Consider the following 12,350-nt stretch of genomic DNA (forward strand, 5'->3'; position numbering starts at 1 on the left):
CAGGATCAGGTGCCCGGTGTTGCCGGGGCCAAATTTGCGGGCAGCAGGACCGGATGCGAATAACACAATGCTGACCTGAAATATCACTATTGATATCTGAGGTATCATAATTGCAGTTCAAAATGCCTTTTGTTAGGCTTCGGTCATGTTTGGATAGAGGGTTTGCTTCATGATCACCGCAGGACAAATGCGCGCGGCGCGTGCGTTGCTGGGCATTGATCAGAAAACACTGGCCGAGATGGCCGGGATTTCTGTGCCGACTATCCAGCGAATGGAGTCCAGCAAGGGCAATGTGCGCGGTGTGGTCGATACGCTGGCCAAGGTGGTTGATGCACTTGACCGGGCCGGGATCGAGCTGATTGGTGATCAGGCACCGAGCATTGCGACAGGGCGCGGTGTGCGCCTGAAGGAACCCGAAACGCGACCTGCCCGGGATAACGGGCAGGGCGAGGAATAAAACGCAACGAATTTTGCGACGGCGACCGCCGACTTATGCCGACGATCCCGCCGCCTTTTGCAAGGCTGCCGGAGACTATGGAAACCAGAACCTCGAAGATCAATCCGGCATCCGAACCCGGATATGCCGACCTGTTTACACCGAAACTTGTTACCGTCCTGCGCGAAGGATACGGACTTAAAGAGCTTCGCGCTGATGCGATTGCCGGTTTGACGGTGGCGATTGTTGCCCTGCCACTATCAATGGCGATTGCAATTGCATCGGGCGTTTCTCCGGCGCAGGGGCTTTATACGGCGATTGTTGGTGGCATTCTGGTGTCGCTTCTGGGCGGCAGCCGTTTTCAGATCGGTGGACCGGCGGGGGCGTTTATCGTTCTGGTTGCGGGCACGGTGCAGGCGCACGGACTGGACGGGTTGTTTATTGCAACCATCCTGTCAGGCGTGATGTTGCTTGCCATCGGGGCATTGAAGCTTGGCACCTATATCAAATTCATTCCCTATCCGGTGACGGTTGGCTTTACCGCCGGGATTGCGGTGATCATTTTCGCAAGTCAGATCAAGGATCTGCTGGGGCTGACCCTGTCGGGGGCGGAGCCGGGGCCGCTTTTGGAAAAGCTTCCGGCGATCTGGGCCGCCTTGCCGGGGATTGATCCGGTAACGGTTGCCCTTTCCGGGGCGACGATCCTTGTGATCATTGGCACCAAACGGGTGCGTCCGCACTGGCCGGGCATGTTGATTGCCGTCGCCGGGGCCGGGTTGGCAACAGCATTTTTCAGTTTGCCGGTATCAACCATCGGCAGCGTCTTTGGCGGTATACCATGCGATTTTCCGGCACCGGCCCTACCGGAATTCACCCTTGAGAAAGTGCAGGCGGTTTTGCCCAACGCAATTGCATTTGCACTTCTGGGCGCCATTGAATCGCTGCTATCCGCCGTGGTGGCCGATGGCATGACCGGGCGGCATCACCGGTCGAACTGCGAACTGGTGGCCCAAGGCGTGGCCAATATGGCATCGGGCCTGTTTGGCGGCATATGCGTGACCGGCACGATTGCGCGCACGGCGACCAATATCCGTGCGGGTGCACATGGTCCGGTTGCCGGGGTTCTGCATGCGCTGTTTTTGCTGCTGTTCATTCTGGTGGCGGCCCCGCTGGCAAGTTTCATTCCGCTGGCAAGTCTTGCCGGGGTGCTGGCGGTCGTCGCGTGGAACATGATCGAAAAACATGCCTTTGCTACCTTGCTGCGTGCATCGCGCGGTGATGCGGCGGTGTTACTGGCGACGTTCCTGCTGACGATTTTCCGTGATCTGCTGGAGGCCATTGTGGTCGGCTTTGCCTTGGGATCGGTCCTGTTTATCCAGCGGATGTCAAAAACGACCGCAATTGCCACCCACAGCCCGTTTGTGTCCGAAGACCGGGCGGATGGCACGACCGGCGGGGCCGGGGCATCGGGTATTTCATCGACAACCGATCCTGACATCATGATTTACCGGATTACCGGCGTGTTCTTTTTCGGGGCAGCGGCATCGATCGGATCGGTTCTGGACCGGATTGGCGATACGCATAAGGCGCTGATCATTGATTTTGCTGCCGTGCCGTTTCTTGATTCAACCGCGGCCAATACGATTGCCGGGCTGGCAAGCAAGACTCATGGACGCGGGATCGAGGTCATTCTGACCGGCACATCGCATGACCTTCGGCGGGAACTGTTTGCGCACGGCGTCAAGCCGCCGCTGGTTCATTATGAAACTGATATCGAGATGGCGCTAGCGCGGCTTCGCGCGCATGGGGTGCGTGACGTCCCTGCATCCTGATTTGTCGCCACGAAGACAGGGATAACCCCCCAAACCCTTGTCAGGCATTGGCAAAGTCCGGTTTTGGGTTTATTTGGTATAGCTTTACCGAATTAAGCTGAAAGGCACTGCCATGTCGCAGGAAACCGGACTCGTCGTCGATATCAATGACGGCGGTATTGCAACCATCACCATTTCACAGCCGGAGCGCAAAAATGCGCTGACCAAGCCGATGTGGGGGGAACTTGCCCGGATTGCCGACGATCTTGGCGGGGACAGCAACCTGCGTTGCATCGTTATTCGCGGCGGCAGCGGGGCCGGATTTGGGGCCGGGGCGGATATTCATGAATTTGTTCGCGAACGTGACGGGTTTGAAAAGGCGCGCGATTACGGAATGCTCCATGCCGAGGCCTTGCAGGCGCTTCGGGTTTGCCAGCATCCAGTGATTGCCGCGATTGACGGGCCGTGCATCGGGGCGTCGTTTGTATTGGCTGCGGCCTGCGATTTGCGGATTGCAGCCGATAATGCAAAATTCGCTGTGCCGCCGATGAAGCTTGGCGCGACGCTGGGCTATCCGGAATTGCAGATCATGCTGGATCTGCTGGGCGAAGCAGCCCTGTTTGAAATCCTGCTGGAAGGGCAGGTTTTTGACGCCGCGCGTGCGCGCGAAATCGGCTTTATCGCCCGCCATGTGCCATTTGATGCATTCGATGCGGAAGTAACGGCGACAGCAACCCGGATTGCCGGGGGCGCACCGATCACCCAGCGCCTGCACAAAAAAATGATCAACCGCCTGAAAGAAGGCGGTTCGATTGACGCAAGGGAATTTGACGAAGGATACCGCGCCTTTGACAGTGCGGATTTCAAGGAAGGCTACACCGCCTTCCTTGAAAAGCGAAAAGCGGTGTTTGAAGGCAGATAATCGTCAGGTTATAACGGCAAATCCGGCGTCAGTGGGACGTCGGTGATGCCGTAATCCAGACCCATCTTGTAAAGCTCGCTTGTGATTTGCGATCTGTGATGGGTTTGGTGATTGAAAAGCTGCATCAGGAAAAGCTGGCGCGGTAATTTGCGGGTTACACCATCCAGCCCCATCAATTCGCGAATGTCATCCTGCCAGCCATGATCGCTGGAATCGACGAATTCGGCGATTGCCGCGTCGGTTTCGATCCGCATTTTGCCAAGAGTTTCGAAATCATCGGCCATGACGGTGCGGGCATCAAATGGCTCGGCCTGTCCGGTTTTCAGAATGCCGAGGATGCGGTGATCTATATACAGCAGATGATTAAGCGTTGCGTGGATCGAGCCAAAAAACATGCCGCGGTCACGGCGGCGTTCCTCGTCACCGATCTGATCACAAAGATCGTACAGAACACCATTTTGCCAGCTGTTATATTTGGCCATGGCGCGGCCGTAATCGTTGAAATTCATCTTTGCCATCTGGTGGGGCTCCTTGTTGGCATTAACCGGTCTGTACTTAATCTGCGGCAACCGCGACGGCATCGTCGGTTTGGGTTGGGGCAGGCTGTTCGATCTGTTTTGCCTCGGCCACAAAATGAACCATGACATTGGCGAAAATGCCAAAGGCCAGCATCGATGCTGTCACGGGCAGAAGACTGCCGTCATGGACCTGTCCGATAATGGTGCCTGCCAATGCGCCGGTGGCAAACTGTATGGTCCCCATCAAGGCGGTGGCCGTCCCGCCGATATGTGGGAAATACTGCATGAAGGCCGCGGTTGCGTTTGGTGCGGTTAGCCCGATCATGCCGACAGCAACCATCACCAGCGGTACCACAGCATATAGCGACGGCTCGAACGCATTCACCGCAATGAACAATCCGATCACGGCCGCCAGTTGAAGGGCGGTGCCAATCGCAAGTATCTGATGGCATTCAAGCCGTTTCAGCAACGGATTGTTCAGGCGGTTGCAGATCACGATGACAATGACATTCGCCCCGAACAGATAGGGGAACTGGCTGGGTGACACGCCGAAATAATCAATATACATGAACGGGCTGTCGGTCAGGAAACTGAACATGACCGCACTTGCCCCGGTGTGGGCCAGCATGAAACCAACTGCCTTGCGGGTACGCAGGACTTCCAGATAGGTCCACCACACCCGTCGCGCCGGCCCGGCATAGCGCGGGCGCAGCTTGGTGGTTTCGGGTAACTTGAACCACACAATCACCAGCATGACGCTGCCATAGATGACGAGCAGGACGAAAATCGCCTGCCACTGGAAATAGACCAGCAGGGCCGAACCAACCGTTGGAGCGACCAGCGGGGCAATCATCATGATCACCGCGATCAGGGCAAACATGCGCGCGGCATCCTTGCCATCGAACAGGTCGCGGACCGATGCACCGACAATCACAAGGGCAAAACCGCCGCCAATCGCCTGGATAAAGCGCATGACGTTGAGCGAAAAAGAACTGTCGACGAAAATGATGATCGCACTGGTGATGATGTAAATCACAAGCCCGATCAACGCGACCGGGCGACGGCCAACGCGATCCGAAAGCGGTCCGCCAATCAGTTGCCCCAGGGCAAAACCAATCAGGAACATGCTGATTGATACTTCGACATTATGCGTCGGCGCGCCAAAATCTGCTGCCATCGCCGGAATGGCAGGCAGGTAGGTATCAATCGCAAATGGTGCGGTCGCGATCAGGGCGGCAAGCAGGATCGCAAGGCGCTGCGTGTTGATCGGGGCGCTGGCATCTGTATTCGCCATGACTTCCGTATCCGTTTCTTATGGTGGCAGGTGGGGCGTGATCTGTCCGGTTTCCAGTATCGGTCTTTAACGGACTTCCTTAAGGCCGGCCGGAATGACAGGAAACGGGACATATCGCCAACACCCGGATAGAGGGCGGGGCAAAAATTCCGGTCAGATATGGCAGTGGCATCAGGAAGGCCGCACCGTTGCGGATGGCGGGGCCGGGTGGATCGCAGCCTGAAACGATTCAATTTGTGCCATTATCCACGGAAATTCTGTTTTTTCCAGCCCGGCGATTTTGACAGCCTGAATATCAGCTATGCATATAACCGTCTGAAGCGGCAAAAGAATACAGGCCGCAAAAGAAAACGGCACCCGTGATGGGGTGCCGTTTGCAAGGTTTTTAGTTCTCGCCTGATCTAATAGTTCATGACCTTTTCCGGGCCCATCAGCATGGTCGGAAGCCATGTCGAAATTGCCGGTATGTATGTCACGATGATCAGGAATACCAGAAGGATCATCAGCCAAGGCAGGGCTGCACGAACCACCTGAACCAGCGACATGCCGGTGATACCCGACGTCACGAACAGGTTAAGCCCGACCGGCGGCGTGATAAGGCCGATTTCCATGTTCACAACCATGATGATGCCCAGATGGATCGGATCGATACCAAGCTTCATCGCAATCGGGAACAGGATCGGTGCCATGATCAGAAGGATGGCCGAAGGTTCCATGAAGTTGCCCGCGATCAACAGGATGATGTTGACCACGATCAGGAAGGCCCAAGGTTCTAGACCCCAGTTGATGATGGTTTCAGCAATGGTGTGCGGAATGCGTTCGGATGTCAGCACATGGGCAAACAGCATGGCGTTGGCAATGATGAACATCAGCATGATGGTCACTTTGCCGGACTCCAGCAACACGTGGCGGATATCCTTGTCGAACGGGATCAGCGCGATGGCCTTGCCGATTTTAGGCAGGTTGTAGCCAATGATAGCGCCCACACCCATGCCTTTTTCCGGAACCCAGGCAACACCCTTGATCGGGCCCATATCGCGATAAAACACGATAGCGACCAGCAGGGCATAGACGGATGCGACGGCTGCGGCTTCGGTCGGGGTAAAGATCCCGCCATAGATACCACCCATGATCACAACCACCAGAAGCAGGCCACCGGATGCGGAAAACAGGCCTTCAAACCATTCCGAAGCGCTCGGACGATCCTGTTTGGGCAGCTTTTTGATCCGGGCGACAACATAGATCACCGCCATCAGCATCAGACCGGCAATCAGGCCGGGAATGACACCGGCCAGGAACATGCGGCCGACCGACACCTGGGTTGCCGCGGCATAGACCACCATCACGATGGATGGCGGGATCAGAATGCCAAGCGTACCGGCGTTACAGATCACACCGGCGGCAAAGTTGCGCGGATACCCCGATTTGATCATGCCGGCGATCACCACCGAACCAATGGCAACAACCGTAGCCGGGCTGGAACCAGAAACGGCGGCAAACAGCATACAGGCAAGGACGGACGCCATGGCAAGACCGCCATGGAACCAGCCAACCGTATCGACCGCAAAGCGGATCAGACGACGTGCCACCCCGCCGGTCGACAGGAAGGTCGAGGCAAGGATGAAGAACGGAATGGCCAGAAGGGTGTAATGTTCCATCCCGTTGAACAGTTTTTCGATCAGGGTCGCAAGCGAGTCCGATCCGAAGAACAGGATGGTGGTGATGGATGACAGGCCCAGCGCCACGCCGATCGGGGTGCCAAGCGCCATCAACGCAAACAGCGTGATGAACAGATATGCGATTGTCATTTAAGGCGTTCCCCCGCGATCATTTATCGTTGTCGCGACGGACCATGCCGTCGGCCATGGCTTCGGCTTCATCGCCCTCGCCAATGGTTTCGATCGCCTCGCGTGCCTCGTCTGCAAGCGAGAATCCGTTTTGCTGACCCGAAAGAATACGCCACAGAACCTGTCCGAGACGGAACAGCAGTAACGCACCGCCAAGCGGCAGGATCAGATAGACCACCCACATCGGGATCGGGGAATCTTCGGCCTCGATACCGATCATGTGATAGAAGGTCATGCTTTCCCAACCGCCATAAAGAATGAGCGCGGCATAGGTCATGCAGACCAGGGCAACAAAGATACCGGTGATGCGCTGGGCGGGTTTTGCAAACAGCTGCACAAGGGCATCGACCCCGATATGGGATCCGACCTTGACGCCATAAGACATGCCGAAAAGCACAAGCCAGGCAAACAGAAATTCGGTGATTTCCATCGACCAGGTCATACCGGAATTGAAGCCGTAACGAAGAACGACATTGACGAAAGTCAGTACCGTCATAGCGGCGAGAAGGAGGGCAATAATGCCCTCCTCCAGCCGGTCAACGACCGTTTTAATCATAGCGGTAACGGTCCTCTAGGTTCGAGGAATTACTTGTTGCAGGCGGCGGCGGCTTCGATCAGATCGGCACCAATATCACCTTCGAACTGAGCCCAGACAGGCTTCATGGCTTCGCGCCATGCTTTGACATCGTCAGGAGACGGTTTGACGATTTCGGTTTCGCCCGAGTCAACGATCAGCTGGCGCTGTTCGTCGGCCAGTTTGCCCGACAGACCGTTCGAGTATTCGGTTGCTTCGTCCATGGCCTGTTTCAGGCCAGCCTGGATTTCCGGATCAAGACCGTCCCACCATTTGGTCGAGGTCACGACCAGATAGTCGAGCAGACCGTGGTTGGATTCAGTGATGTAATCCTGAACTTCGAAGAACTTCTGGGAATAGATGTTCGACCAGGTGTTTTCCTGACCATCAACAACGCCGGTCTGAAGTGCCGAATAGGTTTCGGCGAATGCCATTTTCTGCGGGACGGCATCAACAGCTTCGAACTGGGCAGCAAGAACGTCCGAGCTCTGAATACGGAATTTCAGGCCAGCGGCATCAGCCGGGGTCAAAAGCGGCTTGTTGGCCGAAAGCTGTTTCAGGCCGTTGTGCCAGTAACCAAGACCGGTGAGGCCCTTGTCAGCCATCGAAAGCAGAAGCTCCTGGCCTTTTTCACCTTTCTGGAAGCATTCAACAGCTTCCATGTCGTTGAACAGGAACGGAAGATCGAACAGGCCGAGCTTCGAGGTCCATTTGCCGAATTTCGCAAGCGACGGTGCAGCAAGCTGAACGTCACCGCGGAGCATTGCCGGCAGAACCTTGTCGTCATCGAACAACTGCGAGTTCGGATAAATTTCGACTTTAACCTTGTCACCAAGGATTTCTTCAGCACGCTTTTTGAAGAACTCAGCGCCCTGACCCTTCGGGGTGTTCGGGGCAACCACGTGAGCGTATTTGACAACAACCTGTGCGGATGCTGCGCTGGTCATGCCAAGAACGGCTGCCATTGCAACGCTGGTTGCGAGAAGTTTTTTGGTAATCGGACGCATCAATAGTCTCCCTATAAGCTTTGTGCGTTTTCCCAGTAGCGCGCCAGTTCTCGGCGTCGTTCAGGTCGCCGTCTGGCGCTGGGGTGCAATACTGCAATTGCCGGGCCAGTTCTGCATATCTGCCATTACGATAAGTAATATCAGCGGTTTGCGGTGTATTTCACGATGGTGCGGTGCAGCGTAAGTTCTTATTTTTGTTATCTTTCCCGCACATCCCTCTTTCGCAATGTGCGGTCTTCCGCACAATATCTCAAGTTGAAAATGCAATTTTTTTATCGATTACGGGATTTTGGGCGCAATCAGGGTCTGCCATTGGTAGGACCAATACCAAAACCGTCCGGAAAAGCGGTTCCCGGACGGTGACGTTGGTCAGCCATGATCGACGCCTAAGGGCACATTGCCAAGTGGTGTCAGCCGTCCGATTTATTGCGGAATTCAGCCGGGACGATGCCGTATTTGGCAAGTTTGTCATAGAAGGTTTTGCGCGGGACACCCAGCGCATTGACCGTTGCCGTGACATGGCCGCCATGCTGGCGAAGTGCCTCGCAAATCACGCCTTTTTCAAAGGCTTCGACCTGTTGGGGCAGGGACAGGACATTTTCGATTGTCTGTGCGCTGTCACCGGCAAACGGATCAAGGCCCAGCACCCGGCGTTCAGCGGCATTGCGCAATTCGCGGACATTCCCCGGCCAGTCATGCGCGGTCAGACGGGCGATTTCGGTGCCGTTTAGCGGCGCAAATTCCCGCCCGAACCTTCCTTGCGCCTCTTTCATGAAATGCTGGAACAGAAGGGGGATGTCATCCTTTCGATCACGCAATGGCGGGATATGAAGTTGCACGACATTCAGGCGGTAATACAAATCTTCGCGGAATGCCCCGCGTGATGATGCCTCGCGCAGGTCAACCTTGGTCGCGGCAACCACGCGCAAATCAATCGGTTGCAACTTGTTCGATCCCAATCGTTCCAGCGCGCGTTCCTGCAGCACACGCAGCAGCTTGACCTGCAAGGACAACGGCATGCTTTCGATTTCATCCAGGAACATGGTGCCCTTGTCGGCAAATTCGAATTTGCCGATGCGCTTGTTTTCAGCCCCGGTAAAGGCACCTGCTTCGTGGCCGAAAAGTTCGGATTCAATCAGGTTTTCAGGCATCGCGCCGCAATTGACCGCGACAAACTGCCCGGGGCGACCGGATGCCTCGTGCAGGGTGCGCGCAACGACTTCCTTGCCGGCACCGGTTTCACCATTGATCAGGACATGGGCATCGGTCGCGGCGATATTGCCAATCAACGTGCGCAGCTTTTCCATGGCAGGCGTGCGCCCGATCAGGCCCGATACTTCCTTGCTGTGGCGGGCCAGTTCAGCCTTGAGCGTCCTGTTTTCAAGAACCAACTGCCGATGGGCCATGGCCCGGCGTGCGACATCGATGAAATGGTCCGGATCGAAGGGCTTCTCGATGAAATCAAACGCGCCTTCGCGCATGGCGCGCACCGCGGTGGCAACGTCGCCATGCCCGGTGACAAGGATCACCGGCATTTCCGGTTCGATTTTACGGATCTGGGACAGCAATTCCATGCCATCCATGCGTGGCATGCGGATATCGGTAATCAGGATTCCGGGCCAGCCGCGGCGAACACGTTCCAGCGCCGAACCGGCGTCGCTGTGGCATTCGACAGGGATGTCGGCAAGCTCCAGCGTTTGCTGTGCGGCTTCCCGCACATCTTCGTCGTCATCGACAAACAGAACGCAATGGGCCGAGTTGTTCAAATGCCTTCCCCTTTTAATCCGTTCCGGATCATGGGGCGATCATACGATGTACCAGCAGATCCGTTTCCATGCCTTCTGTTTCGGCGATTTGGGCGGATGTTGTATCAGGCATCGGCGATGACGTCGAGGTTGATGTGCCGTCATGCCCGGTCATCTGTTCAACACATCGCAATTCAATTGTGAAACAGGCCCCGCCCGTCGGGCGGTTTTCCGCACGTATCGTGCCGCCAAAGCTGCGCATGATGCCATAACAGATCGAAAGCCCAAGCCCCAACCCGTCGCCAAACGGCTTGGTGGTGAAGAAGGGATCGAACAGTTTGGGCAGGTTTTCGGGCAGGATACCGGGGCCGTTATCGGTAATCGCGACCAGAACGCGGCCATCCTTTTCTTCCAGCATAATGCTGATCTGCGGGAATTCCTCATCCCGGCAGGCATCGGCGGCGTTGCTCAGGATATTGAGGAAAACCTGTTCGAGCTGGTTTTCCCCGGCGGTCACCAGTGCGATGTTTTCAGCTGCCTGATACCGGATATCGGCCAGTCCGGCCCGCCCGGTTTCGCGCAAAAGGTCAATCGCCTTTTCAAGTGGACCAGCAAGAGCAACGGGGTGCGTGTCGTGTTTGGGGCGGCGGGCAAAAGTTTTCAGATGGTTGGTGATCCGGCCCATGCGTTCGGTCAGTTCGGAAATCCGGCCCAGATTGCGACTGGCGGTTTCATCATTGCCGCGCGCAATGAATTTCAACGCATTTTCGGCATAGCTTCGAATGGCGGTCAGCGGCTGATTGATTTCGTGTGCGATCCCGGCCGACATCTGGCCAAGGGCGGCAAGCTTGCCTGCCTGTACCAGTTCTGCCTGTGCGGTACGCAGCGCGTCCTCTGTCCGGCGGCGTTCGCTGATTTCCTCGGCAAGGCGCAGGTTGGTGCTCATGAGGTCGGCGGTGCGAAGCCGTACCTGACGTTCCAATTCGCGTTGCGACCAGTCACGAATTTCGATTTGTTCAAGCATCGCGCGGCGGCGTTGCAGCAGAACAAATATCGTTCCCATGATGATGATATGCATCGCCCCGCCAATGAAACCGGCGGTCAGGATCGACTGATCCAGAACCGCCTTGTCGGTCAGCAGGTAAATGTTCCAGCCCTGTTTGGGCAGGGGGCTTCGGATTACCAGATAGGGTTTGGCATCTTTTGGGGCTTTTTCCGTGGCTTCCGTCTCTGCATTTGTGGTGGCGGGCTGGCCTGATTGCAGGGCTTCGGGCGTTATGATCTGTGCCGGGGCAAGGGACAGGATGCCGATCCCGTCATTGCCGGGCCATTCGCCCTGGTGAACCGGCATTGGGTCCAGGGGATATTCACCGTATTTGCGCGACAGCATTAATTCCGGGCGGTCTTCGGGGGAGATGCCAATCAGATCGCGGAACCGCCATTCGGGGCGGGATGTAATGATGACAATGCCGTTTTCGTCGGTCACCAGAACGTTTTCATTCCCACGTGCCCAGCGTTGCACCAGCGTTTCCAGATGGGTTTTCACCACCATTACACCTTCGAATTCCGTGCCGTTCGGGCGCACCGGATGCGATATGTAGTAGCCCGGCACATTCGATGTGATGCCAAATGCAAAATAGTGACCGGTCAGTCCGGCTTCGGCCTGTTTGAAATAGGGGCGAAACGCGAAATTACGCCCGACAAAGGATGCGTCGCTGTTCCAGTTGCTGGCTGCAATTGTCGTCCCGTTGCGATCCATGAAATAGATGTCGGATGCACCGCTGTCGGCGGCGAGTTTTTCCAGATAGACATTGACCTCGGCCGCGTCTGACGGGCTGGAATGCAGGGCAAGGTCGATGATGCGTTTGTCACTGGCAAGCGTGATAGGAAGATATTCGTGTTCCTTGATCGCGCCCTGAAGGTTGGAACGGTAAAGTTCCAGCTTGTTGCGACCGTCTTCGGTGATTTCGACAAGACGGGTTTCGCGCCACAGTTCCGTGGTCAGCCAGACGGTAACAGGCAGCAATATCAGCATGCCGGCCAAAACCAGCCGTGCGCTTCGCTTTGCGGATATTGATGTCTTGAGCATTTCCCGTCGGACCGTTTTTCAGATTATGCCGATGTATTATGATGACATATTGGTAACAAAGCATAGCCGAAAAAGGCTGTGCGCGTCAGGTGCTTGATAAAAGTGCG

At 56.1% G+C, this 12,350-nt stretch carries 10 protein-coding genes; 3 read left to right on the top strand and 7 right to left on the bottom strand.

Annotation, left to right across the window (positions count from 1 at the left end):
• Window positions 1-169 precede the first annotated feature (169 nt).
• The 3 genes from J7395_RS13055 (at window position 170) to J7395_RS13065 (ending at window position 3,169) form a co-directional block, all read left to right on the top strand.
• Window positions 170-457: a helix-turn-helix transcriptional regulator gene (locus J7395_RS13055; protein ID WP_209221748.1), complete on the top strand. Its 288-nt coding sequence runs from the start codon at window positions 170-172 to the stop codon at window positions 455-457.
• A gap of 77 nt (window positions 458-534) precedes the next feature.
• A complete protein-coding gene (locus tag J7395_RS13060; protein WP_209221750.1) occupies window positions 535-2,268 on the top strand; it encodes a SulP family inorganic anion transporter in 1,734 nt (577 codons plus the stop codon).
• 112 nt (window positions 2,269-2,380) lie between these two features.
• Window positions 2,381-3,169 carry an enoyl-CoA hydratase-related protein gene (locus tag J7395_RS13065; protein ID WP_209221752.1) on the top strand — a complete coding sequence of 263 codons (789 nt, stop codon included), beginning with the start codon at window positions 2,381-2,383 and terminating at the stop codon, window positions 3,167-3,169.
• A gap of 8 nt (window positions 3,170-3,177) precedes the next feature.
• On the opposite strand, the gene J7395_RS13070 is transcribed toward J7395_RS13065, so the two are convergent.
• The 7 genes from J7395_RS13070 to J7395_RS13100 form a co-directional block, all read right to left on the bottom strand.
• Window positions 3,178-3,687, bottom strand: a complete 510-nt coding sequence (locus J7395_RS13070) for a DinB family protein (protein ID WP_062952479.1) — start codon at window positions 3,685-3,687, stop codon at window positions 3,178-3,180.
• A gap of 37 nt (window positions 3,688-3,724) precedes the next feature.
• Window positions 3,725-4,981 carry a multidrug effflux MFS transporter gene (locus tag J7395_RS13075; protein WP_209221754.1) on the bottom strand — a complete coding sequence of 419 codons (1,257 nt, stop codon included), beginning with the start codon at window positions 4,979-4,981 and terminating at the stop codon, window positions 3,725-3,727.
• Between the two features lie 401 nt (window positions 4,982-5,382).
• Window positions 5,383-6,789: a TRAP transporter large permease subunit gene (locus J7395_RS13080; protein ID WP_062952482.1), complete on the bottom strand. Its 1,407-nt coding sequence runs from the start codon at window positions 6,787-6,789 to the stop codon at window positions 5,383-5,385.
• A 19-nt stretch (window positions 6,790-6,808) separates the two neighbouring features.
• Window positions 6,809-7,384, bottom strand: a complete 576-nt coding sequence (locus tag J7395_RS13085) for a TRAP transporter small permease (protein ID WP_062959017.1) — start codon at window positions 7,382-7,384, stop codon at window positions 6,809-6,811.
• Window positions 7,385-7,413: 29 nt separating this feature from the next.
• Window positions 7,414-8,409 (bottom strand): TRAP transporter substrate-binding protein, encoded by a 996-nt coding sequence (locus J7395_RS13090; RefSeq protein WP_082824795.1) that lies wholly within the window; start codon window positions 8,407-8,409, stop codon window positions 7,414-7,416.
• A gap of 410 nt (window positions 8,410-8,819) precedes the next feature.
• Window positions 8,820-10,175, bottom strand: coding sequence for a sigma-54 dependent transcriptional regulator (locus tag J7395_RS13095; protein ID WP_209221756.1), 1,356 nt, complete (start codon window positions 10,173-10,175; stop codon window positions 8,820-8,822).
• Between the two features lie 28 nt (window positions 10,176-10,203).
• Window positions 10,204-12,243, bottom strand: a complete 2,040-nt coding sequence (locus J7395_RS13100) for an ATP-binding protein (protein WP_209221758.1) — start codon at window positions 12,241-12,243, stop codon at window positions 10,204-10,206.
• Window positions 12,244-12,350: the final 107 nt, after the last annotated feature.

The sequence above is a fragment of the Thalassospira sp. A3_1 genome, from assembly GCF_017744215.1.
In the GTDB taxonomy this organism is placed as follows: Bacteria; Pseudomonadota; Alphaproteobacteria; order Rhodospirillales; family Thalassospiraceae; genus Thalassospira; species Thalassospira lucentensis_A.